This is a genomic window from Micromonospora sp. MGP-C2, from assembly GCF_057766525.1.
The window spans coordinates 4,665,362-4,688,642 of the sequence record NZ_JBYMEN010000002.1; the positions used below are offsets into that span (position 1 = coordinate 4,665,362).

Consider the following 23,281-nt stretch of genomic DNA (forward strand, 5'->3'; position numbering starts at 1 on the left):
GGGGCGGTCGCTCATGGGAGAAGCCTCCATGAACACCTTCGCGGGCGGCAACCGGCACGCAACCGGTCTGACCTCGGGCTGAACCGATCGGCGTGACGGCACGTATTCCCGAGCGAACGCACCGCCGGACGCGCGCCGGAAGCGAGGAGACCGCCATCAGCGACCACGACGCCCAACTGCTGCGCGCGCTGCACGACGAGCACGCGGAGGCGCTGTACGCCCATGCCCTCCGGCTGGTCAACGGGGACCGGCAGCGCGCCGAGGACCTGGTGCAGGAGACGCTGCTGCGAGCCTGGCGACATCCGGAATCCCTCGACCCGCAGCGCGGTTCGGTGCGGTCCTGGTTGTTCACCACCGCCCGCAACCTGGCCATCGACGCCTGGCGGCGGCGGTCCACCCGGGTCGGCGAGGTGTTCACCGACGATCTGCCCGAACCGCCGGACGTGATCGACGAGGCCGAACGGGCGGTGGAGGCGTGGACCGTCGCCGAGGCGCTGAACCGGCTCAGCCCGACCCACCGCGAGGTGCTGGTCGAGTGCTTCTACCAGGGGCGGTCGGTGGCCGAGGCGGCATCCCGGCTGGGCGTACCGCCGGGGACCGTGAAGTCCCGCACCCACTACGCGCTGCGGTCTCTACGGTTGGTGCTGGCCGAGATGGGGGTGACGGGATGACGCAGTGCGAGTTCGCGTACGACGATGGCGCGTACGTGCTGGGCGCCTTGGCCCCCGCCGAGCGGGCGGCCTACGAGCGGCACCTCTCCGGCTGCGCCTCCTGCCGGGAGGCGGTCGCCGAGATCGCCGTCCTGCCCGGGTTGCTGGGGCGTCTCGACCCGGCGGGGTTGGAGCAGATCCTGCCGCCGCCAGCCCCGCCCCGGGTGCCCGCGCTGATCGAGGAGGCCAGGCGTCGCCGCAGGAGGGACCGCTCCGCGGACCGCCGACGGTACGCGCTGACCACACTGGCCGCTGCCGGGCTGGCCCTGATGGTCGGTGTGGGCACTGCCGTGGTGCTGCCCCGACCCACCGGCCCGTCCGGACCTCCCGTGGCGCAGACCAGCGCCCCGGCCACGCAGGTGTCGATGGTCGCCATGCGACCGGTGGCCACCGCCGGGCCGGTGCACGCCGACATCGGGTTGTCCGGCACCAAGTGGGGCACGGCGGTGACCATGCGGTGCGGGTACGACGCGCGGACGAGCTATGGCAAGGCGTACCCGTTCCGGCTGGTGGCGCACGGCCCGAACGGCGCCAGTGAGCAGATCGGCTCCTGGCTGGCGGCCCCCGGCGACGCCCTCCAGTTCACCGGCGCCACCAGGTTCACCGACGCCGAGCTGGTCAGCGTGGAGCTGCAACGAGCCGACGGCACACCGCTGCTCACCTACGCGGTGCCCTGACCGGCCGTCTGGGCATGGGCGGTCAGGGGGTGGGAACGGGTTCCAGGATCCGGGCCTGGGCCCGGGTGCGGCGGGAGTTGCGGACCGCGTCGGCGGTGAAGACGATCAGGGCGAGCCAGACCAGCGCGAAGCCGGCGAGGCGGGCCGGTGGCATCGGTTCGTGGAAGATCAGCACGCCGCAGCCGAGCTGGAGGATCGGTGCCAGGTACTGGATCATGCCGAGGCTGCTCAGCGGCAGCCGGTTGGCCGCCCCGGCGAACATCAGCAGCGGGATCGCCGTGGCCGCACCGGCCAGCACCAGCAGCGCGGTGTGTCCGGCCGAGACGTGCCCGAACGTCGAGTCGGCTCTCGCCATCAGCCAGCCGAGATAACCCAGCGCCGGCAGCGCCAGCACCGCCGACTCGACGAAGAGCCCCTCCGCGGGCGGCAGCCCCAGCCGCTTCTTGACCAGGCCGTAGCCGGCGAAGCTGAACGCCAGGGTCAACGCCAGCCACGGCAACCGGCCGTAGTCCACGGCGAGCACCGCGACCGCCGACGCGCCGATCGCCAGCGCCACCCACTGCGCCGGGCGTAGCCGCTCCCGCAGCACCGTCACGCCGAGCAGCACCACGACCAGCGGGTTGATGAAGTAGCCGAGCGCCGTCTCCACCACCCGGTCGGAATTGACACCGTAGATGTAGGTGCCCCAGTTGACAGCGATCAGCGCGGCGGCGGCGACCATCCCGGCCATCGCCCAGGGTCGACGCAGCAGCGCCCGCAGGAAGCCGACGTTGCGCAGAGCGGCCAGCAGCAGGGCCACGAACACCACCGACCAGACGATCCGGTGGGCCAGGATCTCCAGCGGGCCGGCCGGCCGCAGCAGCTTGAGGTAGAGCGGGAAGAAACCCCAGAGCAGGTACGCGCCGAGGCCGTAGAGGTATCCCAGGCGGAGAGGCGTCACGCCTCCACCGTAAGGGGCGTACCGTCGCTTTGTTCCTTTCCGGTGACCGGGGTCACCGGGATCCGCCGGTCGAGGTTCATCCACCGCTCCGGCACGTCGAGCGGCGTGAAGCCCACCTGCGCGTACACCTGGTGTGCGTCGTTCGTGGCCAGCAGGATCCGGCGTACGCCCAGCTCGTCCAGGTGGTCGCGGGCCGCGCTGGCCAACCACCCGCCCAAACCGCGACCACGGGCGGCGCGGTCGACGTACACGTCGCAGAGCCAGGCGAAGGTGGCCCGGTCGGTGACCACCCGGGCCACCGCGACCTGGCGGCCGTCCTCAGGCCGGTAGACGCCGAACGGCAAGGAGCCGGCGAACGCCCGGTCGACGGTGGCCCGGTCACGTCCGAGTGCCCAGTACGCGTCGGTGGACAACCAGTGGTGCACCAGGCCCAGGTCGAGCAGAGCCGGGTCGGTGCTGAGCAGATAGCCGTCGGTGCGGGTCAGCGTGAACACGATGCGACGCTAACCGCCCAGGTGGGGACCCGTGCCGGCCAATTCCCGAACTCTGGTCACCGGCCTGCCCGGGCCCCGGCCGGAGCCCGGGGCGGGCCGGTGCGGTCGGCGGTCAGTCCCGGTCGAGGACGGCGCCCAGGATCCAGGTCACGATGCTCACGAAGAGGGCACCGAGCACGGCGGCCGGCCAGAAACCGTCCACGGTGAACGGCAGCCCGGCCTGGTCGGCGATCCAGCTGGTGAGCAGGAACAGCAGCCCGTTCACCACCAGCGCGATGAGACCGAGGGTCAGCAGATAGAAGCCGCAGCCGACCGTCTTGATGAGCGGCTGGAGAACCGCGTTGACCACGCCGAAGATCACCGCCACCAGGAGCAGCGTGGTCACCGTCTCGCCAGCGGAGTTCGACTCCAGGGAGATGCCCGGAATGAGGAGTGTGGCCAGCCAGAAAGCCAGCGCTGTGCTGGCCAGCCGAATCAGCAGACCTTTCAGAAAACCCATGGCGGGGATCGTGCCACGGACCACGCACCGACGTAACCCGCCAGTTGACCACCACGGTGGATCAGCCGCGAGCCGGACGCCCGATCAGTTGCGACTCGATCGGCGTGGGGGAGAGCAGTGCCCAGCGCAGCGCCCGCCGGTTGACCACGGCCACCATGTCGTCCCGGATCCGGGTCAACCACTCGGCCGACCCACCCAGCCCCAGCGCGGTGCCGGCCAGCGCCGCCTCGGTGACGCTCAGTGGTTGCAGCAGCGCCAGGTCGGCCCGGCTCAACGCGTCCACGTCCGCCGGGGTCAGCTCGTCGCGTACCACCAGAGTGGCGCGCCACGGCGGGCCCGGCTCGGCGTCGGCCGGCACCGGCCCGGCGTCGACGACCAGCAGCAACGGGCGCAGCGCGCTGCCCACCCCGTCGGCCACCGGTCGACCGGGTGGGATCAACGGGATCGTCCCGCCCGGTGCGCCCACTCCCCGGACGAACGGCTCCCAGACGCGCGGTCGGGAGGTCTGCACGACCACCAGCGCGCCGAGCGCCAGGGCGCGCAGGGCCACCAGCTGGGCGGCGCGCACCCCGCCGACCAGCAGCACCCGGGTGCTCTCCGGCCGGAACAGTCGGACGGTGACCGCCCCGCCGTGCCGATTCGTGCCGACCATCATTCCGGCATCGCCCAGAGTGAGATCCCAGTCGTCCAGTGCGGGGCGGGGCTGAGCTTCCCGGGTGGTCAGCGCCAACGGCAGCGTGGCGGCAAGCCCGCCCAGGTGTGCGCCGTCGAGCCGCCGCAGCTCCCCACCCAGGTCGCTCACCAGGCGCTCCAGGGCCTCGGTCGCCGCGGTCAGCTCGGTCGCCGTCTGAGCGGCCAGGCGCACGGTCAGCTCGGTCGGCACCCCGGCGGCGGCGGTGACCGGTGCCGGCCCTGCGGAGATCGACACCGTCGTCGCGGTTGCCGGGAGCGCGAGCAGCCGGGGCACCAGCCGCCGTGCACCCGTTCCGTCCGGCCACCGGATCAGCCGGAAGGTGGCCTGGACCAGGGTGCCGGACCGGAGCGCCGGCCAGGACTCCCGGACCCGGTCGCCGTCGTGATGGGCCAGCTCGCCCAGGACACGCAGCGCCGCCGGCACGCCGAGCGGCCGCGCGGTCAGCGACCCGAGCCGGCGGACGATCCGGCGTACGGTGCCGGCGAGCACCCGGCGAAGGTCCTCCTCGGACCAACCGTCGACGCGCAGCACTCGCACCGCCAGCACCGCTCGTTCCCGCCCGGCGAGCCGCCCGTCGGTGAGCTGCCGGTACGACGTCCCGACGGTGCCACCCGCGGCCGGCACCGGTGCCGGTGCTCCACTGAACAGCAGTTGCACCCGCAGCGGGGGCGCGTCCGGCCCGGTCTGGGGCAGCAACGCGGAGGGCGCCGGGATGGCCCGGGACGCGTCGCCGAGCAGATCGCCGGGGTCCCCGAGTTCCAGGAGCACCACCATGCCCTCGGTGTCCTCCAGCACTGCCGCAGGCCCGCCGGTCAGCTCGGTCGAGTGGACGACGGTGCCCGGAGCGACGAGGTCGAGCAGGTCGGCCGCTCCGGCCGGCGCGGTCAGCTCCCGACGACGGGTCAGATGCCCGGCGGCGGTGCCCAGCCACTCGAAGAGCCACCGGCCCCGGACCCGGAGCACGGCGACGGCCACCAGCAGCACGGCGACCAGTGCGGCGGCCGCGGTGACCGGTGCGGGTCGGCCCAGGGCGGTGAGGACGAGCGCCCCCGCGACCTGCGCGGCGACCAGTTGACCGGCCCGCACCCCTGTGCCGGTGCCCGGATTGGGCGACGCCCAGCGGCCGAACGGCGAGCGGCGACGCGGTGCGCGCTGATCGGCCGGGCCCGGGCTGCGGTCGGCGGGTTGGCCCGGCCCGATCGCCCGGGGAGCGGCGCCCGGCCCCGGCCCGACCGGTGTCGCCGGGTGCGGCCCTCCGGTGGTGATCGCCGGCACCGCGCCTCCTCGACCAGTCGGGACCGCGTCGGGCGGTCGGCCGCCCTCGGACGGCCCGTCACGCGCCGCGACGTGGCTGCAGCACATCGTAAGTGACCGATGGCTGCCGTGGTTGTCCACAGGGGAGAGGCGGGGGGTAGCAGAACTGCTACGGGATCGCTACCGTCAGCCACGAAGTTCGTCGCTGACCCGTGTCTCAGTGCTCGACGACCGGGCCAAGCGAACGACGCGCCCCCAGGGCGGGCGCGTTCGAGGGCCACGCGCGATCAGAGAGACGAGGTGACATCGGGGTGTCCCAGACGCAGGCAGAAGCCGCGGTGATGCAACAGACCGCCGCGAAGTTCGAGCAGGTGGACCAGTCGTTGCAGTCCATGCTGACCGGCCTGCTGGCCGAGCTGGAGGTGTTGCAGCAGGCCTGGCGTGGCGCAGGCGGCCGATCGTTCGAGCAGGTCAAGCAGCAGTGGTCACAGGACCAGGCGGCATTGCACCGGGCGCTGCGGGAGACCGCCGGCGCGATCCGTACCGCCGGCCGGCAGTACGACGCCTCCGACGACGAGGTGGCCAGCCGGGTAGCCGGCACCAACCGCGGCGGCATCCAGCTGCCGCTCTGATCCCGCCCGGGAAGGAAATCCGATGGACCATGGTGTGCTGGTCGTCAACTTCGCCGCGCTTCAGCAGGCCGGCGCCGACATCCACAAGGCCCTGAACAGGCTCGACTCGCAACTCGGTCAGCTTGAGCGGGATGCCGCTCCGCTGGTGGCGAGCTGGACGGGCGAGGCCCGCGAGGCCTACGAGCAGCGGCAGGCGCGGTGGCGCTCCGCCTCTCAGGACCTCCAGGCGATGCTGCGTGACATCAAGCTGGCGGTGGGCGACTCCGCCAACGACTATCTGGACACCGAGAAGAAGAACACCGGGCTGTTCCAGTGAGCGCGGTGGGCCGGGAGCGCTGACCATGTCCAGGTCGGTGCCCCGGCCGCCGCCGCGCTGCGGCCAGGGCGGTGGGCTGACCGGGTCAGGCCTGGCCGGCCGGGCGCCAGCGTCGACGGGCACCACGGGGCAGCACCAGGGCGAGCAGCACCACGGTGGCTGCCGTCGTGCCGACCACCGCGCCGACCAGCAGTGCTCGGTCCCGTGCCGTCGCCCGTCGGGCCCGGTGGGCCAGCATCGCCGGGTCGGGCCGGTCGTCGGCGAGCGCGGTGACCGGTCGAGGGTCGCCCGCACGGCTGCCGCTGGTCTCGGTGACCGCCCGGTACGGGTTCAGCACGCCGGCGCCGTACCCGCCGCCGTGGCCAGCGCCGGGAGCCGGATCGGCGGTGGCGATGATCCGCTCCGCCACCTGGGCCGCGGTCAGCTCCGGTCGATACTGGCGCAGCAACGCGGCGGTGGCGGCCACGAAGGGTGCCGCGTAGCTGGTGCCCTCGACCTGATGGTGGCCAGCGCCGGGGGCGGCGGTCAGCACCTCGCTGCCCGGTGCGACCAGGTCGACGTACGCGCCGGTCTGCGAGAACGTCGCCCGTCCACCGTCCGCCCCGATCGCCCCCACGCCGAGCACCCCGTCATAGCCAGCGGGAAACGGTTGGGGGTCACCGCTGTCGTGCAGGTTGCCGGCTGCGGCCACCAGCACCACGTCCCGGTCGACCGCGTACCGCACGGCCGAGCGGACCTCCGGGTCGTCCGCGTACAGCACCACGGACAGGTTCACCACGTCGGCGTCGTGGTCGACGGCCCAGCGGATGGCCTGCGCGAACTCGCCAGCGCTGACCGTTCGCCCCGATTCCCGCCCCTGCACCACCTGCTGCTCACTCACCCGCACCGGCAGGATCCGGGCATCCGGTGCGAGACCCTGGAAGGCGACCCCTGCGCGGGGTGTCGCCGCGATGATGCTCGCCACGCCGGTGCCGTGCCCGGCGCAGTCCCGACTGCCGTCCCCGCCGGGGTCGAGCAGGTCGGTGCCGGCCAGCACGCGGTCGGCCAGTTGGGGGTGCGCCCGGTCCACCCCGGAGTCGACCACCGCGACGGTCACCCCGGCGCCGGTGGCCAGGGGCGCGAGCCGGGCGGGGTCGTACCGTTGCTGTGGCCAGGGCGCGGCCGTGACCGGCCGGGCCGGGGCGAGCGGGGTCGCACAGGCCGGTGCCGCACGGAGCCCGGCGGCGGCGGCGACGGTCGGGAGGGCCGGTACGGTCAACAGGCTGGCGGCCAGACCTGCGAGGACCGGGCGCGCGATCGATCGGGACATCGACAGCCTCCGTATCGTGTCGGCTCCGGTACGGGATGTTATCGCCTCATCCGCGCCCCGGCAGGCCGCCGACGGCCAGCAATTGTGATCTTGATACCACCTTGTAGGTTGTACGCGATACCTGTGGCCTGTTCTCGGAAGGGGAGGTGGCCGTGACCGCATGGGAGCCGGCCACGGAGGCCGAGGTGGCGATGCGCGACGCGCTGCGCGCCAATGACCAGGAGCTTTACTTCCGACTCCTGTCCCGCACCGATCTGCTGTTGCCGGTCGCCGCCCCGACGCAACCCGGCCAGCCAGCCGCAGGCTGGGGCACCTGGACCACCGGCGGCCGGACCCACGTCCTGGCCTTCACCTCCGCGGCCGCACTGCGGGCCTGCCTCGGCGATCACCCCGGCAGCAACCGTCGTGTCCCCTTCACCGATCTCGCGGTCGGATGGCCAAACCACGAGTGGTGGCTCGCCGTCAACCCCGGTCTGCCGGTCGAGGGCTACCTGCCGGCCTGGTTCGTGGCTCAACTCTCCCGGGGCGACGTGCGACTGCCCGGCCGCGCCATGGGTGCCCGCGCCCGCCTGGAGCGGGTCGAAACCCTCGCCCGCACCCGGACGGGCCCGCCCGGCCGGGACACCGCGCCAGCCGCTGGTCGACCCTCCGGGGTGGGTACCTCGTCGCCCGGGTCCGAGCCGGTCCCGCCGGCTCCGGCTGCCCCAGGCCGGCCTGCCCCGGTTCAGCCTGCCCCGAGTCCGCTCGCCCCGAGTCCGCTCGCCGCCGTGCCGCCTGCTGCGGTCCCGTCTGCTCCGGTCTCCCCTCGGAGGCCCTCGCAGGGTGTGTCGCCTCGGGTCGCTGCCCCGGCGTCCGGGACGCCCGGCACCGCTGATCCGTCCCGCCGACCCGGCGAGGAGGACCTGCCGGCCGCCGGTCAGCGCCACCCGACCGAGCCGCCGCGACCCGGCCTGCCGGGCACCGGTGCCCTTCCCCGCTCCGCTCGGCCGTCCCGGTTCGCACCGTTGACGCCCGTCGAACGTCCCACCACCGACCAGTCGAGGTTCGGCGCGGGCTGGCCGGCGGCGGACCGGCCGGGCGACGACGGCCTGACCGGGGGCAACGGCAACGGCGGTCCCCAGGCCGCTCGACGTTCCTTCTTCGAACCGACCCCCGTCCGGGACCGGGCAGCCGACCCGAACGCGAGTGGGGGCCGCCCCGGGGACCGGGCGGCACCACCGACGCGCTTCGGGCCCGGCAGCCAGCCGTTCCCACGCCGCCGTCCGGCCGACGGGCCCGCCGACGAGACCGCGACCCGCGCCTTCCCGATGGCGGATCCGGACGCCACCCGGCCACTTCGGCAGCCGGTGGGCGACCTCGGCACGTCCCGAGGGGTACGCGCACCGGCGTCCGGTGAGGAAGTCACCCAGCCGCTGCCTCCCCGCCGGCCCGACCCGGCGGCGGAGGAGGTCACCCGCGCCTTCCGGACGACCGGTGAGTCCCCGCCGACCCGGTCGTCGGCGCGGCCGAGCCCGCCGGCGGACGAGACCCAGGCGATCCCACGCGACCTGCCGAACCGGTTCGCCCCGGTGGAGGAGGTGTCGGCCGCGGAACCGGTCTCCAGTCCGCCCGCACCACGCCGCGGCTTCACGCCCATCGTCATCGAGGGCACCATCATCGAGTCCCGCGACCTCACCGACCCGGTCGAGACCAGCGGCCCGGCCGGCCCTCCCCGAGGGCCCCGCCCCGCCGAGACCGCCCCGCCACCCTTCGGCACGACGCACTCCGGGCCGGGTCTGTTCGAGCCGTCGTCAGCCGGTCCCCGCCCGTCCGGTCCGGCGTCGTTCGTCCCCGCGCAGCCCGCCACGAGCCCGTCCACCCCGCGCCCCGCAGGTCCGGCGGAGGCCGGCGACGTGAGCGGTGTCCACGCCGACGCCCGCGCCGGCGATCCGGCCGGTGCCGAGCGCGCCGACACCGACAGCCCGTCGGTTGGCGTGGCCAGCGCGGACCCGACCAGCGAGAGCGCCACCACCGGCGATGGGCAGCGCCCGCCGGCCGACGAACCGGCGGTGGTCGAGTTCGACCCGGCCAACACGGTCGAGGAGGACCTGCTCGGCGCCGCCGGCTCCGGCAGCACCGACACGTTCCTTTCCACCCTGCTGCTGGCCCGGGTCCTGCTGCCGGCGGCACCCGAATCGCTGCGGGGAAGCCGCCCCGGCGATGCGGGCTTCGTCTGGCGTACGGCACAACTCGACGGCGAGACGTACGTGGTGGTCTACACGTCGCCGGAGCGCCTCGCCGACCACTTCGAGGGTGACGTCGACACGGTCCGGGTGAAGTTCGCCCAACTGATCCGGCGCTGGCCGGACGAAGACTGGTCGTTCGCCGTCAACCCGGGCACCCCGGTCGGTGCCAAGTTGCCCGGGGAGCAGATCATCGCGTTGGCCAACTGGGCTGCCGAGGTCGGGCTCGGTGACGACCTGGAGGTGGACCAGGAGGAAGCGCCGGCCGTGGCGGAGCCCGCCGCCCGCCCCCGGTACGCTCCAGCGGCCGTCGACCCGACCCGACCGACGGTCATGCAGAAGGCGATCGCGCCCAGCCAGCTCGCCTACTACCTGGATCGGGGCTACGACCGGGTCTCCGGCTTCGTGCACCGGGCAGGTGAGCTGGCGCACCTGACCACGCCGGCTCAGGTGCACGACGCGCTCGGCCTCAGCTACGCCGGATCCCCGTTCTCCCGCGACGCCAAGGAGATCTACGTGCTGCGCTGGCCGGCGCACCGGCCGAGCCTCTATCGGATCCCGTACGGCGGTCAGAACGAGGCGGCGATGCGGGCCATGGAGGGCTGGGTCATCGAGCGCCCGCCGTTCCGGGGCAACGGCTTCGCCCCGGGTGAGAGCAGCGACGTGGTGGCCGAGTTCAAGGTGGACAGCGCGCGCCTCCCGCACGGCGCGCAGCTGTGGCGGGTCGGTGCGGACGGCACCGAGCGGGTCATCGCGGAGCTCGACACCGACGCGGTGGTCTGGCGACGGGTCGGGGAGGCGTGATGCGCGACGGTTACGTGGCCCGTTGGCAGGGTCGGGAATACCAGGCCAGCCCGGACGGCGACAACATCCGCCTCTACCAGCCCGAGCCGGGCGAGGGCTTCGAGGAGGTCCGCGCGGGCCGGTACGTCCGGGTGCTGCCGGCGAGCGAGATCGAGGATCTGGCGTACGTGCGCACCACCTGCACGTGGCAGGGGCAGCCGTTCATCGTGCTCGGCGAGCACGACGCCTGGCTGCGGGTCGAATACACCGGTGGCCGCTGGCCGGTGGCGGAGGCCATGCGGCTGGAGGTCTTCGACTTCGGCGTCTACCAGGGCTGGGCGCCGGCCGCCGAGGTCACCGACCTGCGGGAGCAGCGGGTCTGACCGGTCAGGTCTTGGCCCAGCGCAGGATTTCGCCGAGCACCAGCTCCGGTGCCTCCAGGTGCGGGAAGTGCCCCACCCCGTCGAGCAGCCGCCACTCGTACGGGGCGACGACGTAGCGGCCGGAGCCCAGGGCGGTGCGCGGCAGGGAGGCGACGTCCAGCGCGCCGTGCAATTGCAGGGTCGGAGTGGACAGCGGCTTCTGCATGAGGCGGACGAACCGGTAGCCGTGCAACCGCAGCAGCGAGCGGAACGCCCAGCGGTACCCCTCCAGGGCACAGAACGCGGCCTGCGGGATGCACATCGCCTCCCGACACCGCTCGGCGTACGCCTCGAACTCCGACCCGGCCACCCAGCGCGGCCCGCCCCAGCGGTGCAGGATCTCCCCGATGGCCGCCGCGCCGTCCCGGGTCAGCACGTGCTCGTAGCGCGGTAGCTGGAACTTCAGCGCCAGCGTGGAGGCGGCGAACTGCCCGCGCGGGTCGGCGAAGGTGGCGGTGCGCAGCCGCAGCGGATGCGGCGCCCCCAGCACCACGAGCCGGCGGACCAGGGACGGGTGGAACGAGGCCACCGTCCAGGCCACCATGCCGCCGAGGCCGCTGCCGACGATCGTCGTCGACCGTTCACCGAGCGCGCGGATCAACCCGGCGATGTCGGCGGCGAGGGTGTATCCGTCGTACCCCCGGGGTGGTTTGTCGCTGGCGCCGTAACCGCGCAGGTCGACGGCGACCGCCCGGAAGCCGGCGTCGGCGATCGCCGGGAGCATCTGGTGCCACGCCCACCAGTGCTCCGGAAAGCCGTGCAGGAAGAGCACCATCGGGCCGGTGCCGGCCTCGACCACATGGAACCGGCTGCCGTTGGCGCCGACGAAGCGGTGCGTCCACGGCCCCTCGGTGAGGACACAGGACTCGTCGACGGCTCCGCCGCGCTGGTCGGTCATGGCAGACAGCCTAGGACCCGGTTGCCGCTGACGACCCCGGTGGTCGTATTGAACAGGGAGAAGCCCGGGTTGTCCCCTACCGACACGAGGGTCCGGGTCGACGGTCCGTGGACCGTCGACCCGGACGCCGCCGATCGGATCTAGCGCAGGTAGGTGTTGAAGACCCGGTTGGCCACCGCGTCACCGGTGCTCAGGCCCGCGTCTGCGTCCCACTGGTAGTGCACGCCCAGGTAGATGCGGCTGCGGGCGTTCTCGGTCGCTGCGGCGCTGAAACTGGTGAACGAACGGGTGACGCCCACCGCGTTCGGGTCCTCGGTGGTCGCGACGAATCCGATCGCATCGGTGCCGTAGTACCGCTTCATGACACCCGCCCAAGCGCCGGCGAAGCTGGCGTGGCCCGAGATGTACGCCGGGAACGGCGGGGAGAACCGGGTGCCGTTGCGGTCGACGGAGAGCGGGCGCCAGGCGGCGTTGGGAACGGTGGCCGCGTTGCCGTCGCTCTGCGGCTCGGCGATCGCCGTCTCCGGTCGCCACAGGTCGATGCTGGTGTTGTATTTGGCGTCCCAGGAGGCGATGGCGACGTCGGCCATGGCCATCGCGACGAGGGCGAAGAGTCGCGGGGTGTCGGTGGTCCGCTGGCTGGCGACGATCTGGGTGTGCTCGAAGAGTTGACCCGGCGGCTTGTAGGTGCCACTCACGTCGTTGGCCCAGAAGAAGGCCTGCTGCGTCTGGTCGGCGTTTCGGTCGGTCAGTGGCGCGGTGGCCGAGCCCAGCCTCTTCACCTCGTTGACCTGGGCGGCGTAGGCGCTGCTGGTCAGCATCGCGGACACCGTGCCGAAGCCCCCGGGCAGCGGTGGGCGGAACTGGGAGCCGGACGTCAGGGCGAAGGGTTTCACCAAACCCCAGTTGGGGCCGACGGCCGCGCCGGAACCGGTTGGCCGCCACTGCCCGGCGGTGTTGCTGGCGGTGTACCCGGCGTTGTTGGTCGAGCCGTCGTTCGCACGGGCGTTGATGATGTTGTGTGCGGCCGTCTCGCCGATGCTGCTGCTCCACCCCTCGGGTCCCGGCTCGCCGATCGGCGGGTCGGCCTGCCGGGCGTCGTTGAACCTGGCGGTGAAGTAGCTGGCCTGGGCGGGGAACAGCGTCCGGAGTACGTCGTACGCGGCGACGTCGAGGTTGGTGTCGCGGTCGTAACTGAAGTTGGGGATCGGGGACACCTTCGCGATGTAGGGCGCCCGGTTCCGCCCATGGAGATCGAGGTGTCGTACATGGCCAGGTGCATCATCGCGCCGGCGCGGGACAACGTGGTGGGTGGGCCGTTGCTGGTGCGGAAGGCGTCCAGTAGGACGTCGTTCCAGTAGACGACATGGTCGAAGTTGGGAGGAATGGCGCTGGCGGACGTGGGTGTGATGACGCCGCCCCCGACGACGACCGCGGCGAATACCGCGACCAGCCGTCCCAGCTTCACTCTTGTGTTCAAGGTGGTCCCTTCCCGGACGTGAGCCGTAGGGTCTCTATCGGCTTACGTCGATGATCTGGGACGGCTTGATCACGGAGAAGGGCGAAGCGGTCGCGTTCCGCAAGTTGCAAGGTCAGATCCAGCCGCGGCGGGCGGCGGCAATGCCGACGGTGAGCCTGTTGGACGCGCCGAGTCGCTCGGCCAGCAACTCGAAGTGCCGCCGGACCCATCGCGGGCTGCGCCCCAGGCTGCGGGCGATGGCCTCGTCCTTGGCGCCGTGCGCGGCGAGCCGGAGAATCTGCAGCTGCACCTCCGACGGCGCGTCCCTGCCTGCGGCCCTCGGGGTGGACAGGGGCTGTGACTGCCGCCAGAGGCTGTCGAAGTAGTGGCCCGCCAGATCGACCAGCGCCGGCGCGCGCAGCACCCAGCCGACGGACCGGTGGGTGCCGATTGGTGCGACCACGGCCATCTTCGCGGAGACCACCATCGAGATGGGGACCTCCCCGACTATCCGGACCTGACCTTCCGGTCGGGCGGCTCGGTCGGCGCGGTTGAGGCCACCGGGACGTTCGAGGAGTCGTCGGTCGAGGATCGTGCGGTGCCGCGGCTCCGGAGCCAGGTCGGGCTCCCCGGCGGCGGGGTCCGGAGGCATGCCGAGCAGGATTCGGCAGTCCTCCGGCGCGTCGGTGGCCAATCGACCGGAGAGCCGGGTGAACGCCGCCCAGTCGCGTACGACATCGTCCGGGCCGAGCGCGACCGAACTTCGGTGCTCCTCCAGTTGTTCCAACTGGGCGTACTCGGCGATCAGACGATGCTGGGCGCGGACCAGCTCCCGCTGTCGGGCGGCGAGCAGCAGTCGCAACTCCACCGCCGACACCATGGCGGCGTCGAGTGGCGTGGAATTCACCCTCCAGAGCGGATCTGCGCCGCTGCCGTCTGTGTCCGACCAGATTCCACCTGACAAGCCTGACCACCCCCGTGGACGATGCCGAGGTGGTGGTCGGCTGCGACGTGAGCGCAGGTGCCGGTCCACCATCGACATCGATGATCGTGCTTGGATGGCGACTCTGCGTCAAGTGCCGGACGACGTGAGGGGTCGTGGTGACTGTGTTCGATTCGTCACGCCGGTCAGGGTCTACCCGACGGGGTCAACGCATGACGATGCTCACGGGGACACCCACACCGCAGTCCACTCCGGCTGGCCTGGGGACGATCCGCAGGGTGACGAAACTGCCCTCGGTCAGGTTGCCGTAGCCCGGGCCGTGCAGGGCGTACGCGCGGCCGTCCTCGGCGACGAGCCCGTAGCAGGGGCCGGCGCCGCCCCGGGTGATGTGGCCCGTGATCAGGCCGTTGTCCCGTAGATCGGTCGGCGGTGTCGGCTTTGGTGGCTTTGGCGGAATGCCGATGGGCGGCCGGAGTGTGCGCGACGGCGGCGGTGTGAAGGCCGGTGAGGGCGTTGCTGCGGGCTGGGCGGGCCTGAATGCGCGCGAGGTGGGTGCGTCCGGCGTCGGGGTCTCGGAGGCCGAGGGAGCAGCCAGGGGGCCCGCACCCTTCGGGTCGGCGCACGCGGTCAGGGGCAGCAGGAGGAGCGCGGCGATGAGGGTGACGCGTGAGGCGAGGTGCACGGTGATGGGACGTTCCAGCAGGTCGCCGGGTTCCACCTGTCGGTGGGACAAAGGGCGGTGGGACAAAGGGCGGCGCCCGGGCAGATGATCCGCCCGGGCGCCGCTGGGTGTTGCTGAATCAGTGGTCAGCTGATCCGGATCTTCATCGAGGTGCCGTTCTGCTCCTTGACCTCGATCTTGACACCGGCTGCGGGGAGCTTGACGCCGTGGTTCGGCAGCTCCTCGTAGAAGTACTTCTTGGTGTCGTTGAACACGGGCTCAGCGGCCTGACCGCGGATGTACTGCGGCTGGCTGTTGAGGTGCAGCGTGAACGAGTCAGCCTTCTTGAGGCTGAACGGTGCGTCGTACACCTGGACGCGGGCGCGCCACGGAGCACCGGTCAGGTTGTAGATCGGGCGCGGGTGCGCGTCGATGTACAGGTTGCGACCCTCGCCCGGGTGACCACCCGGGTTGGTGGGCGAAACCGGAGCGGTGTTGTTGTCGGAGAACCGCGTGTTCCAGTACGAGATGAGCAGACCCTCCTGGTACGCGTAGTGGTCCACCCAGTCCGGGCGGGTGTTCGCGTAGCCGAAGAAGTACGGGCCCGTCTTCAGGTACTTGTCGTACGAGACGTACGACCGGTTGCCGGCGATGTAGTAGTTGTCGAACAGCCGGGTGTAGGTCGCCCCGACCACCTCGAACTTCTCCAGCGCCCAACCCGCGTCGGTCTCGGCACCGTCGCTGAGCACGGTCTGACCGTCGGCGGTCACGGTGATCGCGTCACCGAAGAAGCCGCCCTCGGAGACACCACCGTCGGTGACGTAGTGCAGGCGAACCTGAGCGACCTTCCCGGCGACCGAGGTCAGCGGGATGTTGATGTCAGCCCAGGCACCGTTGCTGCTGCCGGCGAGGGCCGGGCGACCCGCACCGTCGACGCCGATCGGCTTGCCGCCGACAGTGCCGTCCAGGTCGGTCCAGGTCTGACCGCCGTCGGTCGACGCCTCGAAGTAGAGGTAGTCGTAGCCGGCCTCGATGCTGTACTTGCCCTTGAGCGACATCGCCGCCGCGGACTTGCCGGTGAGGTCGAACGTCCTCGTCATCTTGCTGTCGAGGTCGTCCTCGTTACCGGAGAAGTACTGCTTGGCGCCCTCGAACGGCGCGCCGTAGTTGAACGTGTATTCCCGCTGAGGAAGCACCACGACGGCGGCCTGTGCCTTGTCCGAGTTGTACTCCTGCGGGCCGAGGTCCAGCGTGCGCTTCTGCCCCGCCACGACCACCTCGTAGTCGAGCCAGCCGAGCTGGAGCTTGTTCCACGCGCCGAGGTCGCCGCCACGGTCACCGATGGCCGGGTCGTTCTTCGCACCGAGCCGGCTCTGGGCCATCAGGGTCCAGTGCTCGTTGCTGTTGTCCGCCGGGCCGTAGTCGTCCGGCAGGCCCAGGTCGTGGCCGTACTCGTGGTAGAAGACGCTACGGCCGCCGTTTTCCGGCTGGATCGTGTAGTCGCGGATCCAGACGCCGGTGTTGCCGATCTGGGTGCCACCGATCGGGAAGTTCGGCGGGCCCACGGGCGAGCTGTTGAACGCCGACCAACGGTGGCTCCAGATGGCGTCCTCACCCTGCTGCGGGTCACCGTCGGCCTGGTCGCCGCCGGAGTGGACGATCTGGAAGTGGTCGATGTAGCCGTCCGACTCGTTGAAGTCGCCGTCACCGTCGAAGTCGAAGCGGTCCCACTGGTCGAAGGACTTCATCTCCTCGGCGATCTGCGCGTCCGTCCGGCCCTTGGCCTTCTGGTCGGCGACCCACTGGTTCGCGGCGTCGCGGATCAGGGCCCAGGTGTTCGAGCAGACGTTGTCGCCGCAGACGGCGGGGTCGCCGGTCGGGTCGTCGTCGGCCTTCGGGTCGTCGGAACGACCGTAGCGGGCCTCGTTGTACCGGACCTTGACCCAGTCGGTCACCTCACCCTCGACGGTGTAGCGACCCGAGGACTGAGCCTCGTAGTACTGCTTGAGCGACTCGTCGCCCGGGTTGGTGCCGAAGTAGACCTGGCGGAAGTGCTCCGGGCTGAAGTCCGGCTGCCAGATGGTGGAGTTGTCGACCGCCCGGTTCGGCTCCGGGATCTTGTTGTGCAGCGGACCCTCGAACGTCGCCGGTCCGGCGATGTTGGGGTCCATGTCCTTGTCCGGGTAGGACGGGTGCCGCTCGTCACCGAACTCGGCCAGGATCACGAAGATCTTGTCGGTCCGCTCCCGCTGGAGCTCGACGTACTGATCCTGGGTCGGCTGGGCGCCGGCTGCGGAGCGGGCGTTGGCGTTGGTGCCCGTCTTGCCGACCTGACCGACCTTGACGACAGTGCTTCCGTTGCGCTGAATCGGCTTGCTGCGACCGCTCAGCACATCGCTGAGACCCTGCTGACGCAATGCGCGGCGCTTGTCCTCGAGCTTGTCGGGGAGTTCGTCCTGCAACGCCTGCGGTTCGGCAGCGGCTGGTGCTGCTACCGGCAGTTTGGGCTGAGGCGCCGCCGAGGCGGACGGGCCGAAAGCCAGGCCTGTCGCCGTCAGTGAGAGCCCGAGCAGACCCACTGCGACTTTGCGCACGTGGTACCTCCGGTGTGAGGGAACCGGCCATACGGGGGTACGGGCCGGTGGGAGATCGATCCCACTAGTGGGACCAATGGTGAACATAGACACTGCTGCGACGGGTGGGAAGATGCACGCGTCGATTTGTTGCAAGATTTTGTTGGGAATGCTTTTCACCGTCACATACCCGGGCTTCATCAGCCACGCTGACCAGCGAGGACGGCGCGACCCCAAATATAGCGACTCATTTCGATCAACATGATCGATGTACGGCAGTGGGGCCGACGGCGTCTCCGCCACCGGCCCCACTGTCAGTTGTTGATCCGCGAAACCGTTACTTCCTCGCCGGGGTGACGAAGATCGTGGCGGACGAGTTGTCCCGTGCCGCCTTCTTGATGGTGAGCGAGACGCCGTAGTTCACGCCCTGGTCTCCGGGGTTACCGGTGCCCAGCACGATCGCGCCACCGCCGAGGGTCGTGCCGTAGAACTCCGGTGCCGGGCTGCCGTCCGGGTGGGTGACCCGGGTGGTGTACGGCGCGTTGTTCCGCGACGGCACCACCACCGAGGCGTCGTTGTCCCGCGCGTACGCAGCCCCGTCGCGCATCTCGATGCCCGGGTACCAGGTCTTGGCGTCCGTGAAGCCCTTCACCGGCGCCTGCGCCCTGAACTTCGTGCAGTACGCGCTGTACGGCTCGTCCGCCGCCTCCAGGCACTCCGTGAAGGGGTACGTCTTGTTCAGCGAGAAGGCCGCGTTGGCCGACTGCGGACGGCTGGGCAGGTTGTCCGTCACCGACGGGTCCTTCACCGCCGCCTCACCGGTACGCCGGTACGGGTCGAAGTGCGAGTCGACGATGAGCAACCCACCCTTCGCGCCGTAGCTGGGCAGCGCGGTCATCTGCCCGGTGACGTGGTTGACGTCGCCGAGAGCGCTGTCCCGGTACCAGACCAGCATGCCCGGCGCGTTGTAGGAGATCCGGTCGACCTTCCACGCGTCGTGCGAGTAGATGGTGTCGTAGGCGTACTTCAGGCCCTTGTCGAAGCCGTCGAAGTTGCGCCACTCCGCCAGGTAGAACTGGGCGTGGACCTCGGTGCCGCTGGAGACCTTCCAGCCCCCGCCGGTGGTGTCCACGAAGGTGCCGCCAGTGGCCGTCCAGCCGTTGGCGCCGCCCTCGACGTCGTCACTCCACGTCGTGGCGCCGCCGCCGGTGACCGAGAAGTCGTCGGCGAACCAGTTGCGCTCCTCGAACGCCTCGTCGGTGGCCTGACGCAACCGCAGCTGCACCGTCGTGCCCGCGTACGCCGACAGGTCGACGTAGTCGTGGCGCCAGCCGTTCGTGCTGCCGGTCAGGCCGTACTTCTTGCCGCCGAAGTCGTTCATCCGGCCGTTCGGGTCCGAGTAGCCGTCCGGCGTGGTGACCACCGTGCCGCCCTCGTCGTACACCTTCTGCTCGGTCCAGGTCGTACCGCCGTCGGTCGAGAGCTCGACGAAGCCGTAGTCCCAGTCCTCCTCGATGATGTAGTTGTTCCACATCCAGAACTTCGAGTCCGCTGCCGCCGGCACGTCGACCGAGCGGCTGAGCTTGACGTCGGCCCATTCCTGGTCGTTGTTGCTGTGCCACATCTTGGTGCCGCTGTGTGGCGTGGCCAGCGTCGTCACCTTGTCCGGCAGGTCGACCTTGATGCCGTCCTCGGAGTCGATCGGGGTACGCGACGTCTGGCCGAGCTTCACCTCACGCGGGTTCGACCCGGGGCGGATGGTCAGCGGGTCGGCCCAGCCGAGCACCCACTTGTCCCAGATGCCCATGTGGGTGGGCAGCGCCTGGAAGATCTCACCGGAGTGCGACCCCGACGCCATCAGGTCCCAGAAGTCCACGTCGGAGTCGGCGTTGCCGGACGTGTCGTAGAGGTCCGGCAGGCCCAGGTCGTGGCCGAACTCGTGGGCGAAGACGCCAACGCCGGCGTCCTCGGGCTGCACGATGTAGTTCGACGCCTTGAGGTTGGTGCCCGGGATGGTGTAACCACCGGCGACCGTGGAGGAGTGCGCCCACACGGCGTACACGCCCTCGGCGCCGCCGCCGCGCGACTTGCCCTGACCGGCGTGCACCAGCACGAGGTGGTCGATCACGCCGTCCGGCTCGTAGACGTTGCCGTCACCGTCGCGGTCGGCCTGGTCCTCGATGTCGTAGTCGGCCCACGGGAAGCTCGGGTCCTTCGCGACGAGCGCGTCGATCGCGTCGACCGCCAGGCGGTCCGCGCCGTCCGGGTTGTCCGGGTGACCGTTCATCGACTGCTCACGGCCGGGGACCCAGGCGCCGGTCTCGTCCTGTTCGCAGCGGTTGGCGGCGTACCAGCCCTCCGAGTGCGGCACGGTGATCCACGGGCTGGCCTGCCCGTCCACCGTGTACGCGTTCTTGGACATCTCCAGGTACATGTTGTGCATGGTGCGGCCGGACAGGTCGACACCCTTCCTGCCGTCCGGGCCGCGCAGGTCGGTGCGGACCCGCTCGGTGATGCCCTTCTTGCTGTAGAGCATCTTGTCGTAGTGCGACGGCGAGAAGTCCGGCACCCACATCGAGTTGTTGTCCTCGTGGGGCAGGGTCGCCGGGTTCGGGATGTTGTTGTGCTTCGGGCCGTTCTGCACCGTGCCGAGGACACAGGTCCGGTCCTCGAAAACCGTCTTCGGGACCATCACGTCGGTGAAGTCGTCGTTGGCCTTGTCGTTGAACTCCACCAGCAGCGTGAGCAGCTTCGCCGTCTGGGTGGTCGGCGACTTCTTGAACTGCCGGGGGTTCTTGCCCGTCTTGAGCGACCGGGCTTCGTCCTTGGCGAGCTGCCGCGCGGTCACCGGGTTGCCCCGGGCGTGCTTCTGGTCGAACTCGCGCGCGGACTCCACGGCCGGGGTGTAGACGCCACCCTTGCCCTTGACCTCACGGCCGGTGGTGTCCGGCTGCACCTCGGGCTCGGCGTAGTTGATGTAGTGCTCGTCGGCCCCGATCACCGCCCGGGGGGTGGGGGAGGACGACTGGGCCGCCGCACTGCCGGTCACGGTCAGTGACGTGGCCGCGAGGGCGATGGCGGGTAGCGCGACGAGTAGTCGTCGGCGCGCCCCGGACTGCGGTTTGTGGTTCATGCCGCTCCATTTCTCGGGCATGGGGAGGAGGACGCTGGCGTGGCCGACCATCGATGCGATGAGCGTCGAACTCTGCCAACCTGCGTGAACCTAAATCACAACCGGCCGAAAGGACAGGGGTGGTCCGCCTCGTGTGTCCGTTCAGCTTCCCCGGCTCCACCGACCGACCGATGTGACACTGGTCAGGCCGTGCGTGCCGTACCCGTAAGAAAATGACGGAGGGTGGCGGTCCGCACGGACCACCACCCTCCGGCGTGTACGCCTGCCGTCAGTCCTCGTCGGACTTGGTGCCGCTCATCCCCGAGGAGATCAGGTCCATCACCGACGAGTCCTGCAAGGTGGTGACGTCGCCCAGCGACCGGTTCTCCGCCACGTCCCGCAGCAACCGGCGCATGATCTTGCCAGAGCGGGTCTTCGGCAGCTCCGCCACCAGCATGATCTGCCGGGGCTTGGCGATCGGGCCGAGCGTCTTCGACACGTGGTTGCGCAGGTCGGCGATGAGCTGCTCACCCGCCTCGCCGGCGATGTCCGTGCTGCCGCGCGGGATGGCGAAGGCGACGATCGCCTGACCGGTCGTCGGGTCGGTCGCACCGACCACCGCCGCCTCGGCCACCGACGGGTGCGACACCAACGCCGACTCCACCTCGGTGGTCGAGATGTTGTGCCCGGACACCAGCATCACGTCGTCCACCCGGCCGAGCAGCCAGATGTGCCCGTCGTCGTCCTTCTTCGCCCCGTCACCGGCGAAGTACATGCCCTGGAACCGCGACCAGTACGTGTCGATGAACCGGTCGTCGTCACCCCAGATGGTGCGCAGCATCGACGGCCACGGCTCACGCAGCACCAGGTAGCCGCCACCACCGTTCGGCACCGACTGGCCCTGGTCGTCCACCACGTCGGCCACGATGCCCGGCAGCGGGGTCATCGCCGAACCCGGCTTGGCAGCTGTCACACCCGGCAGCGGGGAGATCATCATGGCGCCGGTCTCGGTCTGCCACCAGGTGTCCACCACGGGCAGCTCGCCCCGGCCGACGAACTGCCTGTACCACATCCAGGCCTCGGGGTTGATCGGCTCACCGACGCTGCCCAGCAGGCGTAGCGAGGACAGGTCGAAGCCGGCGGGGATGTCCTCGCCCCACTTCATCATCGTGCGGATCAGGGTGGGCGCGGTGTACAGGATGCTCACCCGGTACTTGTCGACGATCTCCCAGAACCGGCCCTTGTGCGGGGTGTCCGGGGTGCCCTCGTACATGACCTGGGTGGCGCCGTTGGAGAGCGGCCCGTACACGATGTAGGAGTGCCCGGTGACCCAGCCGATGTCCGCCGTGCACCAGTAGACGTCCGTCTCCGGCTTCAGGTCGAAGACCGCGTGCGTCGTGTACGACGCCTGGGTGAGGTAACCGCCGGTGGTGTGCAGGATGCCCTTCGGCCGGGCCGTGGTGCCGCTGGTGTAGAGGATGAACAGCGGGTGCTCGGAGTCGAACGGCTGAGCGGTGTGCTCGGGCGACGCGGTCTCCACCGTCTCGTGCCACCAGTGGTCCTTCTCCGTCCACGCGACGTCCTCGCCGGTGCGGCGGACCACCAGCACGTGCTCCACCGACGGGCTGTTGGCTACCGCCTCGTCCACTGTGGGCTTCAGCGCCGACGGCTTGCCCCGCCGGTAACCACCATCCGCGGTGATCACCACCTTGGCGCTGGCGTCCTGGATGCGGTTGCTCAGCGAGTCGGCCGAGAAGCCGCCGAAGACCACGCTGTGCGCCGCGCCGACCCGGGCGCACGCCAACATGGCCACCGCCGCCTCCGGGATCATCGGCAGGTAGATCGCCACCCGGTCGCCGGCGGTCACCCCCAGGTCGGTGAGCGCGTTCGCCGCCCGGCAGGTCAGCTCGTGCAGATCGGCGTACGTGAGGGTGCGGGTGTCGCCCGGCTCGCCCTCCCAGTGGATCGCGACCTTGTCGCCGAGCCCCGCCTCGACGTGCCGGTCGAGGCAGTTGTACGCCACGTTGAGCTGCCCGCCCACGAACCACTTCGCGAACGGCGGGTTCGACCAGTCGAGCACCTCGTCCCACTTCTTCGACCAGGCCAGACGGTCGGCCTGCTTCGCCCAGAAGGCGAGCCGGTCGGTCTCGGCCTCGGCGTACGCGTCGACGGTGACGTTGGCGTGCGCGGCGAGTTCGGCCGGCGGGGGGAACTGGCGCGTCTCGTTCAGCAGATTTGCCAATGCCTCGCTCATGCCGTGACTCCTCGTCCTCGGGGTGACCTGGTCCTCGGGGTGACCTGCGTTGGTCCTCGGGGTGACCTGCGTTGGCACGAGGGTAGTCGCGGGACCCTCGACGGGCGACCGCTGCCCGGCACGTCGCGCCGAGCGGCCGTCACCACGCGCCCGACGGCCCGCCCTGGTGTGCGGGCTCGGTGTGCGGGCTCGGTCGGCGCGGAGTCGGTAGGTCGGCCTTGATCAACACGGGTTCACTGGAATCGCGGTGTCGGGGCCGATGGGATGCCCCGAGTTCACCAAACCCGTGTTGATCAAGGCGAGGCATCGGCTCGGGTGGGGTGCTGGCTGAGTGTCGCGGCTGGGCGCCGGGTCGGGTGGGCGCCCGGGGTGGGTGGTCCGGGTCGCGTTGCGGCCGGGTGCGGCCCGACCGGCCGGGCCGGGTCGCTA

The 23,281-nt window shown here is 71.0% G+C and carries 18 protein-coding genes; 6 read left to right on the forward strand and 12 right to left on the reverse strand.

Features of this window, described 5'->3' with window-relative positions:
• Positions 1 to 155: 155 nt before the first annotated feature.
• Positions 156 to 671: a sigma-70 family RNA polymerase sigma factor gene (locus tag AC3CF1_RS21435; RefSeq protein ID WP_088952145.1), complete on the forward strand. Its 516-nt coding sequence runs from the start codon at positions 156 to 158 to the stop codon at positions 669 to 671.
• On the forward strand, positions 668 to 1,387 hold the full coding sequence (locus AC3CF1_RS21440; protein ID WP_099849925.1) for an anti-sigma factor family protein: 720 nt from the start codon (positions 668 to 670) through the stop codon (positions 1,385 to 1,387). The genes AC3CF1_RS21435 and AC3CF1_RS21440 overlap by 4 nt, the downstream gene beginning before the upstream one ends.
• 22 nt (positions 1,388 to 1,409) lie before the next feature.
• On the opposite strand, the gene rarD is transcribed toward AC3CF1_RS21440, so the two are convergent.
• The 4 genes from rarD to eccE form a co-directional block, all read right to left on the reverse strand.
• The gene (gene rarD, locus AC3CF1_RS21445; protein ID WP_355161188.1) at positions 1,410 to 2,327 is read right to left on the reverse strand and encodes an EamA family transporter RarD; all 918 of its coding nucleotides are present in this window, start codon (positions 2,325 to 2,327) and stop codon (positions 1,410 to 1,412) included.
• Positions 2,324 to 2,821, reverse strand: a complete 498-nt coding sequence (locus AC3CF1_RS21450; RefSeq protein WP_354982967.1) for a GNAT family N-acetyltransferase — start codon at positions 2,819 to 2,821, stop codon at positions 2,324 to 2,326. The genes rarD and AC3CF1_RS21450 overlap by 4 nt, the downstream gene beginning before the upstream one ends.
• Before the next feature lie 112 nt (positions 2,822 to 2,933).
• A complete protein-coding gene (locus AC3CF1_RS21455; RefSeq protein ID WP_088951145.1) occupies positions 2,934 to 3,320 on the reverse strand; it encodes a phage holin family protein in 387 nt (128 codons plus the stop codon).
• Between the two features lie 61 nt (positions 3,321 to 3,381).
• Positions 3,382 to 5,376, reverse strand: a complete 1,995-nt coding sequence (gene eccE / locus AC3CF1_RS21460) for a type VII secretion protein EccE (RefSeq protein WP_488451128.1) — start codon at positions 5,374 to 5,376, stop codon at positions 3,382 to 3,384.
• Positions 5,377 to 5,579: 203 nt separating this feature from the next.
• On the opposite strand from eccE, the gene AC3CF1_RS21465 reads away from it, so the two are divergent.
• The gene (locus AC3CF1_RS21465) at positions 5,580 to 5,900 is read left to right on the forward strand and encodes a WXG100 family type VII secretion target (protein WP_088951147.1); all 321 of its coding nucleotides are present in this window, start codon (positions 5,580 to 5,582) and stop codon (positions 5,898 to 5,900) included.
• A gap of 22 nt (positions 5,901 to 5,922) precedes the next feature.
• Entirely contained in the window at positions 5,923 to 6,216 is a 294-nt protein-coding gene (locus tag AC3CF1_RS21470) for a WXG100 family type VII secretion target (protein ID WP_088951148.1), read from the forward strand.
• Positions 6,217 to 6,301: 85 nt separating this feature from the next.
• Here AC3CF1_RS21470 and mycP read toward each other — a convergent pair whose 3' ends face one another.
• On the reverse strand, positions 6,302 to 7,525 hold the full coding sequence (gene mycP / locus AC3CF1_RS21475) for a type VII secretion-associated serine protease mycosin (RefSeq protein WP_488451129.1): 1,224 nt from the start codon (positions 7,523 to 7,525) through the stop codon (positions 6,302 to 6,304).
• A 152-nt stretch (positions 7,526 to 7,677) separates the two neighbouring features.
• Between mycP and AC3CF1_RS21480 the strand changes: the two genes are divergently transcribed.
• Positions 7,678 to 10,551 carry an SseB family protein gene (locus AC3CF1_RS21480; RefSeq protein ID WP_488451130.1) on the forward strand — a complete coding sequence of 958 codons (2,874 nt, stop codon included), beginning with the start codon at positions 7,678 to 7,680 and terminating at the stop codon, positions 10,549 to 10,551.
• Positions 10,548 to 10,913: a hypothetical protein gene (locus AC3CF1_RS21485; RefSeq protein ID WP_088951150.1), complete on the forward strand. Its 366-nt coding sequence runs from the start codon at positions 10,548 to 10,550 to the stop codon at positions 10,911 to 10,913. Before AC3CF1_RS21480 ends, AC3CF1_RS21485 begins: the two co-directional genes overlap by 4 nt.
• Before the next feature lie 4 nt (positions 10,914 to 10,917).
• On the opposite strand, the gene AC3CF1_RS21490 is transcribed toward AC3CF1_RS21485, so the two are convergent.
• The 7 genes from AC3CF1_RS21490 to acs all read right to left on the reverse strand — a co-directional run bounded on the left by AC3CF1_RS21490 (position 10,918) and on the right by acs (position 22,852).
• Positions 10,918 to 11,850, reverse strand: a complete 933-nt coding sequence (locus AC3CF1_RS21490) for an alpha/beta fold hydrolase (RefSeq protein WP_088951151.1) — start codon at positions 11,848 to 11,850, stop codon at positions 10,918 to 10,920.
• Positions 11,851 to 11,990: 140 nt separating this feature from the next.
• Positions 11,991 to 13,067 carry a vanadium-dependent haloperoxidase gene (locus AC3CF1_RS21495; RefSeq protein ID WP_488451131.1) on the reverse strand — a complete coding sequence of 359 codons (1,077 nt, stop codon included), beginning with the start codon at positions 13,065 to 13,067 and terminating at the stop codon, positions 11,991 to 11,993.
• Positions 13,068 to 13,442: 375 nt separating this feature from the next.
• On the reverse strand, positions 13,443 to 14,216 hold the full coding sequence (locus AC3CF1_RS21500) for a helix-turn-helix domain-containing protein (protein ID WP_488451132.1): 774 nt from the start codon (positions 14,214 to 14,216) through the stop codon (positions 13,443 to 13,445).
• A 241-nt stretch (positions 14,217 to 14,457) separates the two neighbouring features.
• Positions 14,458 to 14,970, reverse strand: coding sequence for a hypothetical protein (locus AC3CF1_RS21505; RefSeq protein ID WP_488451133.1), 513 nt, complete (start codon positions 14,968 to 14,970; stop codon positions 14,458 to 14,460).
• A gap of 89 nt (positions 14,971 to 15,059) precedes the next feature.
• Entirely contained in the window at positions 15,060 to 17,492 is a 2,433-nt protein-coding gene (locus AC3CF1_RS21510; protein WP_488452114.1) for an immune inhibitor A domain-containing protein, read from the reverse strand.
• A gap of 331 nt (positions 17,493 to 17,823) precedes the next feature.
• A complete protein-coding gene (locus AC3CF1_RS21515) occupies positions 17,824 to 20,619 on the reverse strand; it encodes an immune inhibitor A domain-containing protein (protein WP_488451134.1) in 2,796 nt (931 codons plus the stop codon).
• A 268-nt stretch (positions 20,620 to 20,887) separates the two neighbouring features.
• Positions 20,888 to 22,852 (reverse strand): acetate--CoA ligase, encoded by a 1,965-nt coding sequence (acs, locus tag AC3CF1_RS21520; RefSeq protein WP_099849942.1) that lies wholly within the window; start codon positions 22,850 to 22,852, stop codon positions 20,888 to 20,890.
• Positions 22,853 to 23,281 lie beyond the last annotated feature (429 nt).

What these genes read in the sequence shown, in the direction of transcription:
- eccE (WP_488451128.1), bottom strand. Translation starts at nt 5,376, where the DNA reads ATGTGCTGCAGCCACGTCGCGGCGCGTGACGGGCCGTCCGAGGGCGGC.
- AC3CF1_RS21455 (WP_088951145.1), bottom strand. Translation starts at nt 3,320, where the DNA reads ATGGGTTTTCTGAAAGGTCTGCTGATTCGGCTGGCCAGCACAGCGCTG.
- AC3CF1_RS21470 (WP_088951148.1), top strand. Translation starts at nt 5,923, where the DNA reads ATGGACCATGGTGTGCTGGTCGTCAACTTCGCCGCGCTTCAGCAGGCC.
- AC3CF1_RS21515 (WP_488451134.1), bottom strand. Translation starts at nt 20,619, where the DNA reads ATGAACCACAAACCGCAGTCCGGGGCGCGCCGACGACTACTCGTCGCG.
- AC3CF1_RS21440 (WP_099849925.1), top strand. Translation starts at nt 668, where the DNA reads ATGACGCAGTGCGAGTTCGCGTACGACGATGGCGCGTACGTGCTGGGC.
- mycP (WP_488451129.1), bottom strand. Translation starts at nt 7,525, where the DNA reads ATGTCCCGATCGATCGCGCGCCCGGTCCTCGCAGGTCTGGCCGCCAGC.
- acs (WP_099849942.1), bottom strand. Translation starts at nt 22,852, where the DNA reads ATGAGCGAGGCATTGGCAAATCTGCTGAACGAGACGCGCCAGTTCCCC.
- AC3CF1_RS21490 (WP_088951151.1), bottom strand. Translation starts at nt 11,850, where the DNA reads ATGACCGACCAGCGCGGCGGAGCCGTCGACGAGTCCTGTGTCCTCACC.